The 16,830-nt window shown below is 40.7% G+C and carries 15 protein-coding genes; 9 read left to right on the top strand and 6 right to left on the bottom strand.

Features of this window, described 5'->3' with window-relative positions:
* Positions 1-116 precede the first annotated feature (116 nt).
* The 3 genes from CCS02_RS02665 to CCS02_RS02675 form a co-directional block, all read right to left on the bottom strand.
* Positions 117-581, bottom strand: a complete 465-nt coding sequence (locus tag CCS02_RS02665) for a bactofilin family protein (RefSeq protein WP_072840880.1) — start codon at positions 579-581, stop codon at positions 117-119.
* Complete coding sequence (locus tag CCS02_RS02670; protein WP_100635649.1) at positions 491-1,435, bottom strand: M23 family metallopeptidase; 945 nt, start codon at positions 1,433-1,435, stop codon at positions 491-493. The genes CCS02_RS02665 and CCS02_RS02670 overlap by 91 nt, the downstream gene beginning before the upstream one ends.
* Before the next feature lie 252 nt (positions 1,436-1,687).
* Positions 1,688-2,884 (bottom strand): DEAD/DEAH box helicase, encoded by a 1,197-nt coding sequence (locus CCS02_RS02675; protein ID WP_100635651.1) that lies wholly within the window; start codon positions 2,882-2,884, stop codon positions 1,688-1,690.
* A gap of 158 nt (positions 2,885-3,042) precedes the next feature.
* Between CCS02_RS02675 and CCS02_RS02680 the strand changes: the two genes are divergently transcribed.
* From CCS02_RS02680 to gdhA, 3 genes are all read left to right on the top strand, one after another.
* Positions 3,043-3,747, top strand: coding sequence for a pseudouridine synthase (locus CCS02_RS02680; protein WP_100635956.1), 705 nt, complete (start codon positions 3,043-3,045; stop codon positions 3,745-3,747).
* Positions 3,748-3,766: 19 nt separating this feature from the next.
* Positions 3,767-4,675 (top strand): NAD-dependent epimerase/dehydratase family protein, encoded by a 909-nt coding sequence (locus tag CCS02_RS02685; protein ID WP_100635652.1) that lies wholly within the window; start codon positions 3,767-3,769, stop codon positions 4,673-4,675.
* Positions 4,676-5,391: 716 nt separating this feature from the next.
* Positions 5,392-6,744 carry an NADP-specific glutamate dehydrogenase gene (gene gdhA / locus CCS02_RS02690; protein ID WP_072840885.1) on the top strand — a complete coding sequence of 451 codons (1,353 nt, stop codon included), beginning with the start codon at positions 5,392-5,394 and terminating at the stop codon, positions 6,742-6,744.
* 84 nt (positions 6,745-6,828) lie between these two features.
* Here gdhA and CCS02_RS02695 read toward each other — a convergent pair whose 3' ends face one another.
* A complete protein-coding gene (locus tag CCS02_RS02695; protein WP_100635654.1) occupies positions 6,829-8,658 on the bottom strand; it encodes a flavin-containing monooxygenase in 1,830 nt (609 codons plus the stop codon).
* 411 nt (positions 8,659-9,069) lie between these two features.
* Between CCS02_RS02695 and CCS02_RS02700 the strand changes: the two genes are divergently transcribed.
* Together CCS02_RS02700 and CCS02_RS02705 are read left to right on the top strand one after the other, a co-directional pair.
* Entirely contained in the window at positions 9,070-11,043 is a 1,974-nt protein-coding gene (locus CCS02_RS02700) for a sigma-54-dependent Fis family transcriptional regulator (protein WP_100635656.1), read from the top strand.
* A 228-nt stretch (positions 11,044-11,271) separates the two neighbouring features.
* The gene (locus CCS02_RS02705; protein ID WP_072840932.1) at positions 11,272-12,174 is read left to right on the top strand and encodes a GGDEF domain-containing protein; all 903 of its coding nucleotides are present in this window, start codon (positions 11,272-11,274) and stop codon (positions 12,172-12,174) included.
* Between the two features lie 140 nt (positions 12,175-12,314).
* Here CCS02_RS02705 and CCS02_RS02710 read toward each other — a convergent pair whose 3' ends face one another.
* Positions 12,315-12,686, bottom strand: a complete 372-nt coding sequence (locus tag CCS02_RS02710) for a glutathione S-transferase N-terminal domain-containing protein (RefSeq protein WP_072840888.1) — start codon at positions 12,684-12,686, stop codon at positions 12,315-12,317.
* Between the two features lie 174 nt (positions 12,687-12,860).
* Here CCS02_RS02710 and CCS02_RS02715 point away from each other — a divergent pair, with 174 nt between their 5' ends.
* Together CCS02_RS02715 and CCS02_RS02720 are read left to right on the top strand one after the other, a co-directional pair.
* Positions 12,861-13,052: a DUF3185 family protein gene (locus CCS02_RS02715; RefSeq protein WP_012069603.1), complete on the top strand. Its 192-nt coding sequence runs from the start codon at positions 12,861-12,863 to the stop codon at positions 13,050-13,052.
* A 50-nt stretch (positions 13,053-13,102) separates the two neighbouring features.
* Entirely contained in the window at positions 13,103-13,567 is a 465-nt protein-coding gene (locus tag CCS02_RS02720) for an ASCH domain-containing protein (RefSeq protein WP_100187820.1), read from the top strand.
* Positions 13,568-13,608: 41 nt separating this feature from the next.
* Here the strand turns inward: CCS02_RS02720 and CCS02_RS02725 are convergent, their stop codons facing one another.
* Positions 13,609-14,370, bottom strand: a complete 762-nt coding sequence (locus CCS02_RS02725) for an EAL domain-containing protein (RefSeq protein WP_100635658.1) — start codon at positions 14,368-14,370, stop codon at positions 13,609-13,611.
* Between the two features lie 238 nt (positions 14,371-14,608).
* On the opposite strand from CCS02_RS02725, the gene CCS02_RS02735 reads away from it, so the two are divergent.
* Positions 14,609-15,268 carry an NADPH-dependent FMN reductase gene (locus tag CCS02_RS02735; RefSeq protein ID WP_100635661.1) on the top strand — a complete coding sequence of 220 codons (660 nt, stop codon included), beginning with the start codon at positions 14,609-14,611 and terminating at the stop codon, positions 15,266-15,268.
* A gap of 122 nt (positions 15,269-15,390) precedes the next feature.
* Positions 15,391-16,641 (top strand): HD domain-containing phosphohydrolase, encoded by a 1,251-nt coding sequence (locus CCS02_RS02740; protein ID WP_100635662.1) that lies wholly within the window; start codon positions 15,391-15,393, stop codon positions 16,639-16,641.
* Positions 16,642-16,830 lie beyond the last annotated feature (189 nt).

The raw sequence follows: 16,830 nt of genomic DNA on the forward strand, positions 1-16,830 counted from the left end.
ATCATCAGATGACTAATTTGTTCAATGGTTGAGTATTATTAGAAATACCCAACCAATATCGAGCCGCTTAAGGTTTTTTCCCTTAGTTAACTATTCGCTAAAAAAATTGCTTTAGACTAGGCGTTTTTATCATTACTAATCAAAACCACGTTGTCTTCTTGAAGATCTAGTTCATCTAGCTTGTCAAGACTACTAAGCCCTTCATGATGTTCTTGTTTTTCTATAGTGTTATCTGATGGGTTGGTGATGCCCATAAATTTGCCGCCAGGCTCAATACTTAAATTGTCACTGTAAACGGTGCCACTAACGCGGCCGCAACTTAAAATTTCAATATAATTTGCGTGGCAGATACCTTCAAAATTGCCGTTAATGATCAAGCGTTCCGTGGTGATTTCGCCTTGAACATTGCCTGATGTGCTAATTTTAATTTGATTTTTTGCTTCAATCTGGCCTTCGACATTACCATCTACTTGTAGTTGGTTAGCGACTTTTATGTGCCCGTTAATTGTGCAGCCTTCTGCGATGAGAGTTGTAGTTGCTGACTGACTCTTAATTCTATTTTGCCCACCAAAGATTCCCATCGTATACCTCTTACACTTTCAAAAATTGTATCAAAATTATCTACATCCCAAACTATGAAGGGCTTGGGATCTAGTGCTCGTCCAATGAACCGTATTTCATAATGTAGGTGAGGTCCTGAGGTTAATCCGCTGTTACCTGAATAACCGATTAAATCGCCTTTTTTAATGAAATCGCCTTTGTTAACCGCAAACTTACTCATATGAGAGTAAGAGCTAGAAAATCCATATCCATGTAATAAGCGCAAGAAATTGCCTGACCCTTCATTACTGGGTCTGGTTACTTCGACTGTTCCATCTGCTGGCGCATAAATTGGCGTTCCTGTATTTACCGCAAAGTCTTGGCCTCGATGAAATTTCATTATGCCAATAACAGGATGTTGTCGCTCGCCATAGCCAGAAGAGGTTCTTGCATCTTTTACTGGTGGCCCACTTGGGATCTGAGTCAGCATCGCAATTCGCAATGACGAGTTCATCGCCGCCGTGTCTAAACGTGATTCAAGCTCGACACTATCTTGATTATCCATGCCTAGAACTTTTTCTAAATCATTTAGTCGATCAGAGACCACTTGCATTCGTTCTTCTCGCTCAGATAAATCCTGTTCCAAGCTTAGTTTTAGTGCTGTAAGCGAGGTGATTTCTTTGGTTAAAGAAGAGGACTTATTTTCTAGTTCGAGCAATTTTAGCTTTGAATATTCGGCATCGCTAATTAAGTAGTAAATGATTCCTGCGGTAAGTAGGATCGCAAGAAAAATAATGTAGCTAATAAACTTGAATGTATGACGTGTTCTTTTGCCGAAACTAAAATGCTTTGTTCCATCAACTGAAGAAATGGATACCGTTATATTGTCTTTCATTGTTTTGCTTTTTTACCGACATCATAATTCAATGCTTAGATATACAGCATAGTATCCATATTTGTAAACTTTTGTATATCAAAGCGGCCTTTTTATACTCAAATAATGCTGATTTGGTTAAATAGATGAACTTTTGAAGATTAGATTTATGGCTGTCACTTTATAGAAAAGAATGCCCCGTAACGGCTATTATTTTAGGCCTTGAGGCTTTGCCCTAGGTAGAAGGTTTTTCTACCTAGGGCAAATCGTATTTTAACGGTTTGCTTTGCGAACGTAATTTAAGATTGAAACGGGTACGACTTTTCTTACTGGAAAGCCTGCAATCTCTTTGCGGTCGATAATGTGCTTTAGTCGGCTTTCAATAGCGCAAAGGTTTTTAAAGTCACCCATGGCAACAAAGGATATAGCTTCACCAGAAGCACCAGCACGACCTGTTCGGCCAATGCGGTGAATGTATTCTTCTGGTTTGAACGGTAAGTCATAATTGACCACGCGACTTAATGAACCGATATCCAAACCACGCGCAGCAACGCCCGTTGCAACTAAATATTTTAGCTCACCAGATTTGAATTGAGCCAAAATCTTTTCGCGCATGGCTTGGCTTCTATCACCATGAATACAATCGGCGACTATTCCTCGTTTGGCTAGCTGATCGACAAGCTTAGCTGCACCGTGTTTTTTCTCGATAAAGATAAGTGCTTGATCCCACTTTTGCTCGTTAATCAAATGGCTCAATAAGGCAGATTTAGTGTCTTTATCAACGGTAATTAACCATTGTTTGATACTTGCGGCCGCGCGGACATTAGGTGAAATAGATATTTCAGCCGCTAGATCGGTCATCTTGCTGTCTGAAAAATCAAACGCTAGAGCGCGAACATCGACGGTCATGGTTGCTGAAAATAAAAGGTTTTGACGATTTTCAGGTAAGCGTTCCATGATTTTGTTGATATCGCCAACAAAGCCCATGTCTACCATTCTGTCTGCTTCGTCCAATACCATGACTTTAAGTTCATCAAAATGCAGCGCACGTTGATGAGCTAAATCGAGCAATCTGCCTGGAGTGGCGACCAGAATATCTACGCCTTCGATTAAACGTTCTTTTTGTGCTTCAGTATCCACACCACCATACACGGCCATAGAGGTTAGTTTAGTGTGTTTAGCGTATTGAGCAACACTGGCTTCAACCTGAACGGCTAACTCACGAGTCGGCACGAGAATCAGCACTCGAATGCGTTTGCCGCGTAATGTTCCGGCTTTAGTGAATCGTTCTAGCAAGGGCAGAACAAAAGCAGCAGTTTTGCCTGTTCCTGTTTGTGCTGTGGCGATTAAGTCTTTACCCGAAAGGATGATGGGAATCGCTTGTTTCTGGACTGGTGTAGGGGTTTTGTAACCTAATTCGGTAATAGCTTTAACAAGAGGACTGGATAATCCTAGTTTTGCAAATGGCATAAGGTGCTCTGACAGATTGTCGTAAGGTGTGTCGAAATGAAAAGATGATGCAGTATAACGTAAAAGCACTTCTATATTAGGGAAAATCCGTCTGGCGTTGATAATTACTGCTCAAAAAGGATAATGTCTGGTTCTTCCACCTGATAATGTTGCCTGTTATGCGTCTTGATAAGTTTGTTTGTAAAAGTACTGAGTTGACCAGAAAGAAAGCGATTCAATACATTCATTCGGGTGAGGTTTGCGTCAATGGTGAAGTAGTGACAAGCGAAGCGACTCAAGTGCATGAAAACAATACGGTACTCTTGAAGGGTGATAGGCTAAAAGCGCGCGATTTTCGCTATATTTTAATGAATAAGCCAGCTGGTACTGTGTGCTCGAATATCGATGAAGTGTATCCGTCTGTGTTCAATTATTTAGACGTTGATAAAGCTTCTGAGCTACATATTGCGGGGCGTTTGGATGCGGATACAACAGGTCTGGTGCTAATTACCGATGATGGGCGTTGGTCTTTTAATATCACACTGCCAACGAACGATTGCCGCAAAGTCTATCGAGTTCAGTTGTCTCAAGCCATTCCTGCAGAACGGAGTAGCGACCTTGTCACTCAGTTCAAACAAGGGCTGCAACTCCAAGGTGAGCAAGGTTTAACTCGTCCCGCCAAATTAGACATTATTACTCCAAAAGAAGTACTTTTAACCATCACCGAAGGCAAGTTTCATCAGGTTAAGCGCATGTTTTCAGCCGTTGGCAATAGAGTGGTTGGTTTGCATCGAGAGCAAATAGGCGAGGTTTACCTTGATCTTGATGTCGGGCAATGGCGTTATTTATCTAAGAATGAAGTAGAGTCTTTTAATAATAATTAAAATTCATTGAGGTTAGGTTATGACAACAAAACGAATATTATTTACAGGTGGATCGGGAAAAGCAGGCAAGCATGCCGTTGCGTATCTTATTGATCAGGGATATCGAGTACTTAATGTAGACTTGACGCCACTGGATCATCCTAAGGTCGATAACTTGATTGCGGACATTACCGATTCTGGTCAGATGTTCAATGCCATGAGCTCGTATGCTGGTTTTGATGAATTAGAGCCTGGTGCAGGCGTGCCAACATTTGACGCTGTGGTGCATTTCGCCGCGGTGCCTAGAATCCTGATCAATCCAGATAATGAAACCTTTCGAGTGAATACCATTGGTACTTACAACGTTATTGAAGCTGCGGTAAAGCTTGGTATTAAGAAAGTAATTATTGCGTCGTCAGAGACCACTTATGGTATTTGTTTTTCTGATGGGCAAACCAATCCGCATTCTTTGCCATTAGAAGAAGATTACGATGTTGATCCTATGGACAGCTACGGTTTGTCTAAAGTAGTTAACGAGAAAACAGCACGTAGTTTTCAGCGTCGTTCAGGAATTGATATTTACGCGCTGCGCATTGGTAATGTGATTGAGCCTCATGAATACGCTGAATTGTTTCCACATTATTTTAAACACCCTGAAGTGCGTCGCCGAAATGCTTTTTGCTATATCGATGCTCGTGATCTTGGGCAAATTGTTGATTTATGTTTGCAAAAAGATGGCTTAGGTTTCCAAGTGTTCAATGCTGGCAACGACGATAATGGCGCGATTATTCCGACTAAAAAATTAGCAGAACGCTTTTTTCCAGATGTGCCATTTACTCGAGAAATGGGTGAGCACGAGGCTTTGTTCTCAAACCGTAAGATCCGTGATGTTCTGGGCTTTAAAGAGCAACATAATTGGCGTAAGTATGTGAGCGTTTCTGGTGAGTAAAATTTAGAGAAAAAATCTTAAAACATTGATCCTATCTCATTAGGCTAAGAAAACGTGCGCTGGCTTACAAAAAAACGGCTTCTGTTGCAGAAGCCGTTTTTTTGTAGCAGAGGGTTTACTGTTTAAAATGGGTAAAGGGGTTGTGATATCTCTAGTTCTTTTTTGGTGCGATATGTTGTTTATAAATGGTGCGCTTTGATCTTTTGATTTATATACATGATTTATAAGTATTTAATTGGTTTATTTACATCTCTTATAATTAACAAAGTCAAGAGTGAAAAATTGCATTGTTCCATAATAAAGCATGAAAAATCTGTTGCTTTGACAAGATAATTCTTCTGTTTTCTGCAAGTTTTCTGGTTTATTCCATGTATAACGCTTTAAAAAATTAGTAGCATTGACCGTTTTTCAAACAAATAAACAGGTCAATATTACGATTTTAAGTATTTTCCATATAATCTATGGCACCAATTTAGAGCGATAGATTATTTGTCTTGGTTGTTGAATTTGTTAACTATTGATGATGAATATGCTCAGTTAAGCATCGAGAGCATGAGCTGTACCCGCCTTTCTTCTCATACAACGGTAAGTATCGTCACAAAATTACTTAGTGAAATAGTGTGATTGAAACGTTTAGAAAGTACCCATGCCTTTATTATTCGATGATTAACAAAATGGAAGTAATATTTTGACTATTAAACAGGAACCGAAATTTTATGACTTATGTCCATCAAACCATTTCTGATTTGAAGCGTACTAGTCCTGCTCAATCTGAGTTTTATCAAGCCGTGGAAGAGGTGCTGGATTCACTTGAGCCCGTATTGGAAGGTAATGATCGTTATCAAAAGCAAGCAATAATACAACGTATTGTTGAGCCTGAGCGTCAAATTATGTTTCGTGTTCCTTGGGTAGATGACAAGGGTAACATTCAAGTCAATAAAGGGTATCGTGTTGAGTTTAACTCTGCACTTGGCCCCTATAAAGGCGGTTTACGGTTTCATCCTAGTGTAAATGCCAGCATCATTAAATTTTTAGGCTTTGAGCAAATTTTTAAAAATGCACTAACGGGGTTGCCTATTGGTGGCGGTAAAGGTGGCGCTAACTTTGATCCTAAAGGCCGTTCTGATGGCGAGATTATGCGTTTTTGCCAGTCATTTATGACCGAGTTATATAGACATATTGGCCCAACAACGGATGTTCCTGCAGGTGATATCGGTGTTGGTGCACGAGAAATTGGTTATATGTTTGGACAATATAAACGTTTGACTGGCCGCTACGAAGGGGTACTGACGGGGAAAAGTTTGCTTTGGGGCGGCTCATTAGTTCGTAAGGAAGCAACTGGCTACGGTGCAGTGTATTTTGCTCAGTACATGCTAGAGGCCCGTGGAGACCTTTTAAAAGGTAAAAAATGCCTTATTTCAGGTGCTGGTAATGTAGCTATTTACACGATTGAAAAGCTATATCAGCTTGGTGCGATACCTGTTAGTTGTTCAGATTCACGTGGCACTATTTATCATGACAAAGGTATCGATCTTGATTTATTAAAAGAATTGAAAGAAGTACGTAGCGCAAGCTTGGTAGAGTATTTACAAAAACATAGTGATGCTCAATATATTCCAGCGTCTGATTATCCTGCGAATGGTCATGCCGTATGGCGTTTTAAGGCGGATGCTGCTTTTCCTTGTGCTACACAGAATGAACTTACTTTAGAAGACGCTCAGGCATTATTGTCCAATGGGTGCGTTGTTGTGAGTGAGGGGGCGAATATGCCGTCTACTCAAGCGGCAGCTGATGCCTTTATTGATGCGAAAATTGCTTATGGTCCAGGTAAAGCTGCGAATGCTGGTGGTGTAGCGACTAGTCAGTTAGAAATGGCGCAAAATGCAAGCATGCAAAATTGGACGTTCGAGCAGGTAGATGAAAAGTTGAAAGTAATTATGAAAAATATTTTCAATGCAGCCAATGATACTGCTACAGAGTTTGGTCAACCTGGTAATCTTGTTTTAGGTGCTAATATTGCTAGTTTTAGGCGTGTTGCTGAGGCCATGATTGAGCAGGGAATCGTATAACTTTTTTATAATCACAATATAAAAAAACGGCTTCTGTTATAGAAGCCGTTGATGTGTTTCAGGACGAGACAATTAGGTCTGTCGTTAGCTTAAGTGATGGACTGGCTCCATACCATATACGGATGTATCTATTCCTTCCATGCGTGCTTTTATTTGCAATGACAGATACTGAGAGTAGTGTCTTGATTGATGCAAATTGCCACCATGGAACCATAGCGCTTCTTGATGAGTTGGTTTCCACATGTTGCGAAGCTCTCCTTCCCATGGACCAGGATCTTTTGCTGTGTTCGATCCCATGCCCCAGCATTTACCCACTTTGTCAGCGACATCTTGGGAGATGATTTTTGCCGCCCAGCCGTTCATCGATCCGAAACCTGTTGCGTATACGATTAAATCAGCTTCCAGTTCAGTACCATCCGTAAGCACCACAGATTTTGGTTTAATGCTCTTAATAGAAACACCGGATTTAAGCTTAATGTCTCCATTGGCGACAAGCTCTGAAGCACCAACATCAATGTAATAGCCTGAGCCACGACGAAGGTATTTCATAAATAGACCAGAGCCATCTTCGCCAAAATCTAGTAGAAATCCAGCATCGGTTAAACGTTGGTAGAAGTCTTTATCTTTTTCAGCAACCGCTTGGTAAGCAGGAATATGAAATTGTGGCATCACTTGAAAGGGGATAGATGCAAAGGTTAAATCTGCTTTATAGGTTGTCATACCATTTTCAACGGCTTCTTCTGAATATAAGCCTCCTAGGACGAGCTCCATCAATGAATCAGATTTGATGATGTGAGTGGATGAGCGTTGGATCATAGTGACATCAGCATCATTTTCCCACAGGGCACAGCAGATATCATGGGCTGAGTTGTTGCCACCAAGGACGATGCATTTTTTACCTTTATAGGCTTCTCCGCCAGGATGTTGACTAGAGTGGTGTTGCTCTCCTTCAAAAGTATCCATTCCAGGTATGTTGGGCATGTTAGGTATGCCAGACATGCCTGTTGCTAGTATAAGTTGCTTAGGACGAAGGGTGAGTTTCTCTCCATTTTTATCAATAGTTACCCGCCATTCTTGTTTCTCTTCGTCAAATTCCGCATGTATACAGCGTGTAGATCCCCAATAATTGATCTCCATGACTTTGGTGTACATTTCTAACCAATCACCAATTTTGTCTTTTGGGGTGAAGACTGGCCAGTTTTCTGGGAAGGGGAGGTAAGGCATGTGGTCATACCAAATAGGATCGTGTAATGAGAGTGATTTATAACGATTGCGCCATGTGTCGCCCGGTTTTGGTAGGGCATCAATCACTATAGTGGGAACATCCAGTTGACGCAGGCGAGCCGCGAGACCTATGCCGCCTTGTCCTCCGCCGATAATCAGGCAATAAGGTTGTTCTGTATAACCTAGGGTGGCTTCTTCGTGTTGGCGTTTTTCAAGCCACGTTTGGCGGTTTTTATTGGCACCATGTTCAGCGCCTTTTGGACGGAGTTTGTTTCGTTTTTCAGGGTAGTCTTTAAGCTCCGTCATTGTTGTTAGGAAGGTCCAAGCAAGACCGTTACGCAATCGTAAATATGCACGTCCTCTAGCAACGGCAGTTTCAAAGGTAATCCAAGCGTCAATCACACCGTCTGTTTCAGTGGCATCTTCTTCTAATTGCCAGTTAGTCGGACAAACACGTTTTATGGTGTCAGCGATCATGTCGCTAATGGCAGTGCGACCTTCAAGGGTTTTAATGTTCCAGGTGAAGGATATTAAGTCACGCCAATACCCATTTTCTTCAAACAGTACCGCAGCATCAGTTGGGGTATTTGAGCTAAGCGTGTTCGAAAGTTTTTCTAGCCAATCCATAACGGCTATGTTGGGTTGATGCATTGTATTTAGTGAAGATGTTTTTTTTGAAGGATCCGTCATAAGTAACTCCAATGTAGATTATTATTTTTATTACTACCCTAATACCAAGTTCATATGCTTGGTTTCATTTGAACTATATTGGTACTGAAGATGGAGCAGTATGCGTGCCAACAGATCGCCACGGATATTTTTTTGTTATAACTTTTTGATTTATATCGTATATTTTTTTAAAAGTAAGATTGATTAAATGATAATGTATTTCGTATTCGTTACACCTGTAATGCTTTTTTGTACAAGTGTAACGTCCAGTGTTCGCCTTTTAACTAAGTAGAGACGGGGAAGTTTGAGATGTTAATCTTGAGCTGGGCGATGAATCAGAATTGGGTAAAGAAGTATAGAAAGCCTGATTCTTCACGAGTAGACTGCTAGTAATCTAAAAATAAAAATAATAGCCAGGAGCAAAGAGTCTGTATGAATAATACAAGTCAGCAACGTCGGCATATTGATGCAATACTTAGCTACAGTGGCCGTCAAGCCTTAGGTAAGCATTATTCTCCCCATGAGTTAATTGGGCGTTCTTGGCAGCGATGCCTTAATGAATATGGTTTAGACCCCAGTCAACCAAGACCAGCTCGCATTGTGACGCATCAGATTCTTCGTGAGCATCAAGATTCGGTGGATGAATTTTTGAATGTTGCGCGCGCAGGTGTTGAGCAACTTTATACGCAAATAGCAGGCTTGGGTTATGTCTTATTACTGAGTGATTATCGAGGCATTACAGTTCAGTTTTTAGGAAGTAAAAATGACGATGAACGCTTGCATAGAGCGGGTCTGTATTTAGGCGCGGACTGGAGTGAGCAATATGCAGGTACTTGTGCGGTAGGTACTTGTATTCAAGAGCAACAGGCTTTAACTTGTCATCGTGTCGATCATTTTGATAGCTCCCATATTGGTTTGACCTGCACAGCCGCACCAATTAAAGACCCATCTGGCCAGTTATTGGCGGTGTTGGATATTTCCGCGCTTGATTCATCACGAACACCGGATAGTCAAAATTTTGCTTTGCACTTAACTCAGCTTTACGCTCGATTAATAGAGGATGCGTATTTTTTGAGGCGATATCGGCACAGCTTGATTTTTAAGTGCGATCAGTCTCGTGAATTGGTTCAAGTAAATGGGCAGTGTTTATTTGCATTAAATGAAGATGGTGAGGTATTGGCTGCAAACACCGCTGGCCGTAGTTTATTATCGCAATGTCATATTATTGATCTGCCAACGGTATCCTTACCTACATTGTTAGAATGCCAATGGCGGGATATTGTCTCTATTAATTACGAAAGTAAAGATGGTATCCGAGCTTTTCGTTTATCGGGAACACAGCAAACCTTGTTTGGAATGTTGATAGAGCCCGCCACAAATGTGCCTTATCAGCCTCAACTTTCACAAATACTGGCTACTCAAGAAGAGTCTGTTTTTCAACTTGATGGATTGAGTGCGGATGATCCAGCCATGCGTAAAACGATTAGTCTGGCAAAACGGCTACGTCATCGAGATATGAATCTACTGATTTTAGGTGACACAGGCACTGGGAAAGAGGTGTTAGCACAAGCGATTCATGACTCAAGCCATCGTGCACAGAAACCTTATATAGCTGTTAATTGTGCTGCGATTCCTGAATCTTTAATTGAAAGCGAGCTTTTTGGCTATGCGCCTGGAACCTTTACTGGTGGGCGTGCAAAAGGGGCAAAGGGATTAATTCAGCAGGCGAGTGGTGGCACTCTTTTTCTCGATGAGATTGGGGATATGCCCCTGCATTTGCAAACCCGTTTACTCCGCGTATTGGCTGAAGGGCAAGTTATGCCGTTAGGCGCACTCCAAGCGGTTGATGTGGATGTTCGTGTGCTAGCAGCCACACATTGCAATCTCGCTCAACTCATTAAAGAGGGGCGTTTCAGAGAAGATTTATTTTATCGACTTAATGGCGCTACATTAAATCTGCCCACTCTCAAAGCACGTGCTGATAAACCATATCTCATTCAAATGCTCTTAAAGAAAATTAATCCAGTAGTGAGATTAAGAGCCGACGCGATGAGCGCACTTTTAGCCCATGAATGGCCAGGTAATATCCGCCAACTTGTTAATACATTAACCTTTGCTGATGCCATCTGTGAAACTGATGAAATTTCTATACAGCACCTCCCCGAAGAGTTTTTTATCCATCAAAATGGATTGGTTGAACCATTCATTCCGCTTCATCCAATTACAACTACTTATGTTAATTGTCAGGAGTCTTCTACTGACGATTCTGAGCAACAATTTTTATTAAATTTATTACGACAGCAGCGTTGGAATGTATCCGCTGTTGCGAAGCAATTGGGTGTGTCGAGACCCACGGTATATCGTCGTATGACAAAGCATCAAATAGTTCAGCCAAAGAATAGGTAATTACTAATGTAAAAAGTTACTGTGAAACATTGCTGTAAAAAAATACGGTGAGAATTTAAGCCTTGATTCCACATCCCTGACTTATGATGACTTTTCTTTTGAGTGAATTACTGAAGAAAAGGAAGATTTAGCCGTTATTATTCTATAGTAGAAGTGATTTTTCTGGGAAAGATATGAAGGATTCTTTCTTTATCTCAGTTTTTCATAGCAATGTCGCAGGGTGTTTTTATGATTAGTATTGAACAAATGGCTATTGTATTAGATACATTACCAGACCCTGCATTTATCCTGTCGCGCAGTGGTAAATATATCGCCGTGTTTGGTGGGCGTGATGCTCGTTATTACCATAGCAGTGATGGGCTTGTTGGTTTGCGTATTACCGATATTGTTGAAAATGAGAAGGCTGATTGGTTTCTTGAGCAAATTGAGTTGGCACTAGACTCAGGTCAGCTGTTAATCAAAGAATATGAACTGAACAGTCTAGATATTAATATAGAGTCTATAGATGGACCGAAGCATTCTCTTTGGTTCGAAGGCCGTATTCAGAGGCTCGATTTTTTGGTTGACGGCGAGGCTGTCGTATTGTGGGTCGCCAGTAACATTTCAGAGCGGCACGAGCTGGAAATTAAGCTGAGAACACTTAGTGATACAGATCAGCTCACAGGACTTTTCAATCGAAGGAAACTTGAGCGAGATCTAGCTCTTCATTACGATGCGTTCGAGCGGTATGCTGTCCCAGCGTCTATTTTGATGTTTGACCTTGATAACCTTAAAAAAATAAATGATACCTTGGGTCATTACTCCGGTGATGAAATTATCAGGACGATAGGTGATATTTGTCGATCAGAACTCAGAAAAACTGACATTGCGTGTCGCTTTGGCGGTGATGAATTTGTTATTGGTTTGCCAAATATCAATTTGAAAGATGCGGTGACGTTTGCTAATCGACTACGAAAGCATTTCAAGTTGGAGTTGAACCGATTTTCTACTGAGGATATACCTATTAGTATTAGCATAGGTGTCGTGACTATGGAGCCTGCGGATCGATCTTATGAGGAGACATTGAGACGTGCTGACGATGCTTTGTATGAGGCAAAAAGAAGTGGCAAAGATCAGGTAAGATTGGGTTAATATCCTTTTAGGCATCGAAGACTAAGTAGTATTCGTGCTCTGTTCAGTTGATGATTAAATATTTTATGAAAAACGGCTTCTGTTGCTGAAGCCGTTTTTCGTTTAAGCATTAGAAATATTAGTTTTGCTTATTTTTAGTGTTAAGCAAAGCGTTTTTCTAGGTAGCTGATGATCTGTGAAGATTCGTACATCCATTCCACTTTTCCATCTTTCTCAATACGCAGGCAAGGCACTTTTACTTTACCGCCGCCTTCAAGTAACTCAGTACGGTGAGCTGAACCTTCTGGTGCGTTACGCTTTTCAATAGGTAGGTTTAGCTTGTACATGGCTCTGCGTGTTTTAGTGCAAAATGGGCAGGCGGCGAATTGATAAAGCGAAAAATCTTTAAGTTCTTGATTAATCTCTTGTTGCTTTTCTGGTGTGCGCTTTTTCTTAGATCCGCGGGTAATAAGATCAACAGCTATGATGATGTAGCCTAGAAGGTTACGGATGAGGTTTATCAATAATTTCATGCGGGACGCTCGCTTGTTCTCAGAACTAAATGAATAAGAGTAATGTCAGTGCGCGCCATTCTAGCGGTAAAGTGTTAATGATTTAAGGGCTAGAGATAAATGTTTTTAATTTGTGCTTTGGTATGTGTCATTATCAAACGCTATTCGCTGAATTTATAATCCTTTGGAGTAATTATGAACAATAAAATTATAGGTATTATTTTAGTTATCGCTGGTGCTGCTTTGGCTGTATGGGGTTACAACATTTACGATGCGGCTAGCTCTCAAGTAACTCGTGCCTTAAGCGGTGAAACGCCAGTAGAAGCTTGGGTCGGCATGGTCGGTGGTATTGTTTGTGTATTAGTTGGTCTAACAAGACTGAAATAAGTGCTGATTTTGTAGAATAGTGTGAGATGAAAATAGAGGTTGAAGATTTCATGGAAAAAAGAAACAAAGTGTATTTGGATAGCTTTCTCCATTCTTTACCTCTAGAAGTTGCCGAAAAATACACTTCGTTTAGTGCAGGTTACTACTGTGCCGATGAGTACAATGCCAACATTTGTGCCGATTTGATTATGCGTGGTGAAAAACAGGCATCTTGCAGTATGAAACATTGGTACAGCTATGAAGGTGAAGCCATGCCAGAGGTTGGTCATTTACAAGTTGTGACCAATTGGGACGGCAAGCCCTTGTGCATCATAGAGATTACCTCTGTGACAGAATGCCAGTATTGTGATGTTAGTGCTGAATTTGCCGCAGCAGAAGGTGAGGGTGATAAAACCTTGGCTTGGTGGCGTGAAGCGCACTGGGCGTTTTTCTCCGCGGAGTGCGAGGAATTAGATATTGAGCCAACGGAAGATATGTTACTGGTGTTAGAGCGCTTTAAGGTTGTTTATCAATAGGGAAATATTAATAAGTTGGCCTTTTCGCGCTTAGCTTTGAGTTAATCCCAGTTTATCTCAGCAAGTGATTCAAAGCTTGGGCGAGCAAAATAGTAACCTTGGAACAGATGGATGCCCATGTCTTGTAAAACTTGGTATTCGGCTTTTGTTTCGACTCCTTCAGCGACGATTATCATATTCAGTTCGTTGAACAGGTTTACCAAATTTCGTACGATGATTTGGCGCTTTTTGTCTTGGTCTATATTCTTGATTAACGCTATATCAATTTTTGTGATGTCTGTTTTAAGGTCGGCAAGTTGGTTTAAACCGTTGAACCCTGAGCCAAAGTCATCTGTAGCGGTTAAAAAACCTTGTTGCTGATAATGCAGAATAATGGATTCTAAATGTTTGCTGTCCGTAATTTGTTCGTTTTCCGTGAATTCGAAAATGATCTTTTCTTTTGGAAATTGATATTCTTCTGCTGCGTTTAGCGTGGTTCGAATACATAGTTCTGGCTTGTAAACCGCATTGGGTAAGAAGTTAATACTAAGAAAGCAGTGTTTATGAACTTCTAGCTCTGCAGCAAGTTTTATAGCTTTCACTCGACAACTTTGATCAAAGCGATAGCGGTTGGTTTCATTGACGTTTTGAAAAACCTGAAATGCACTTTCTTGATTTAAGCCACGAACAAGAGCTTCTTGTGCGAAAACGGTTTTGCTTTGGCTATTAATAATCGGCTGAAACGCCATAGTGAAGTCGAAGCCTAAGTCACATCCAGTTGAACATTCTGCGCAGCCTAGTTTTCGGAAGTCCTTCTGTTTCATGTTGCGACTCTCTTGTTTAATACTTGGGTATGTAGGGAATAGATAGATGCTTCTTATACATATAATCCCCTATCACAATGATTTCTATGGAGTATTAAACAATAGAGTTTTCGTTGGTAATTTACCAGTGATGCGTCATTTCTTTCAAATATTTGCTATCGTGTGGGTTTTATTCCATCTTTCTTCGGTGGATGTTATTGAAGCATTTGATGGCGATGATTTTAATAGGTGATTGTTTATGAAGATTTTAATGTTCCTTGGTACCGTTAGAGACAGTACACCGCCGCGGCCAGCTCGCTTAGGTGAAAGGGTAGCGAAAGCATGCTTAGCGTCTTTTTCATCTCAGCATGGCGATCATGAAATAGAGTTGGTAGACGCTTTAAATTATCCGTTAGAACCAATTTTTAAGCCTCATTTTTCCTATTCGAAAAGTCAGGTTCCATCTGAATTGGATGAGCTAGCTAAGAAAATAGCCTCCGCTGATGGTTATATAATGGTAAGTCCAGAATACAACCATTCAATGAGTCCTGCTTTGGCGAACTTACTGAATCATTTTGGTAGTTCTTTGTTTTCATACAAGCCAAGTGCCATAGTAACTTATTCAGCAGGCCAATGGGGTGGCATGCGAGCGGCAATCGGCATGCGAACCTTTTTGTCAGAGCTGGGCTGTTTGCCAGTGTCATCTATGATTCATGTTCCAAAAGCGCAAAATATCTTTTCTGAAGACGGAGGTTTGCTAGAGGGCGAAGATCAATCTGAATGGTTTGGTTACTTTGGGCGTACGTTTAACCAATTGATTTGGTGGGCTCAGGCAGCGGTGAATCACAAAACGCACATTGATCCTCAAGATATGATTCGAGCCTTCACAAGAGATCCTTCCCAAAGAAATGCGCCTTAGTTTGGCTTAAACAAAAACGTTAAGTCGTTTGGATGCAAGCAATTTGCTATTAATCCAGTCCTTAATAATTCCTTAATTAATAAGCGCTATTGTTTGGGTAATAAACATTGAGAGATCTCACCATGGATTTTGCCCAAAAAGCGTTAAAGCGAGTTGCCGTTTCAGGTTTGATCATCAGTATTGTTGCTGGTGCTGCAGGATGGAAAATCGCCAAAGAAAGCGCAGAGCAAGAAACGGTTAATTTGGCTTTAGAGGTCTCTCAAAGTATCGTTTCGCATTTTGATATAGTGAATGCTTCCATTGAGAATCTCGCGATAAGGGCGCAGCAAGCGACTGATAATCTAGTGTTAGATTGGTTTGATATCGCGGAGCTTTATGACAAAGATGGGATCAAGATTTCAGAGTCCATTACTGCAGCGGGTGAATTAATAGAAACAGCTTTACCTCATCATGAAAAGCCAAGTTATCAGCAAGCGTCTTATCAAAGTTTGACTTTAAATGACGGTAATTGGGCGTTAAGAACTTTCGTACCTATAAAAAATAATGGGCATATTTGGGGGTATTTGGAAGGTGTTCGAATGGTGCCGGAATGGCAACGTGCAGATATTCGCAACTTTTCATTGTTGCTTGCATTAATTTCCGCGGGAGCTGCATGGTTATGTGCTCTGGTAATTTATCCGCTAATTTTGATCTTGAACAAAGAAAATCAGCATTATATTGAAAAAATTAAACAATCCAATATAGACATGATGTATGCCATGGGGAAAGCCATTGCTTTACGAGATTCTGATACGGGTGCGCATAATTACCGTGTAGCGTGGATAGCATCAGAATTGGCTGAAGCTTATGGCCTAGATAATGAAGCTATGAAAGCGCTGATATTAGGAAGCTATCTCCATGATATAGGTAAAATTGCTATATCAGACAAGATTTTACTTAAACCTGGAAAACTGTCAGAAGATGAGATGGCAGTAATGAAAACCCATGTTCAAGAGGGGGTGGTAATGGTCGATGGTATTGCTTGGTTAAGTGATGCAAAAACTGTAATAGAGGCGCATCATGAAAAGTGGGACGGTAGTGGTTATCCTCATCGTTTAGTTGGTAAAGCCATTCCGATCAGCGCTCGTATATTTGCTATAGCGGATGTTTTTGACGCTTTGTGCTCTAAACGCCCATATAAAGAACCATTCAGTTACGATAAAGCCTTGTCGATTATTCAGGAGAGCCAAGGATCTCATTTTGATCCGTCTCTTGTTGCGCTGTTTGAAGGATTAGCAAAAGGATTTTATAGCACTATCTCTATTGCCGATGAAGCATCGTGTCGTACTTTAATGTCTAACAAAATCGATAAATATTTCTACAACACCAAATAAACCAAATAAACCAAATATTATTCCAATGCTTAGTAAGGCTAAGACTTTGACATCTATTTGTAATCTCACTGAGATATATATGTCTTTTTCAGTGATTCTCGCTTGAATATTATTTTTAAGGATTTTTTCCAATTGGAGTATTCGATTAGTTGGTAATCGAATCAAAGTCGCATCCTTTCATTTTTTCAG

The sequence above is a fragment of the Marinomonas sp. ef1 genome (assembly GCF_002806845.1).
GTDB lineage: Bacteria > Pseudomonadota > Gammaproteobacteria > Pseudomonadales > Marinomonadaceae > Marinomonas > Marinomonas polaris.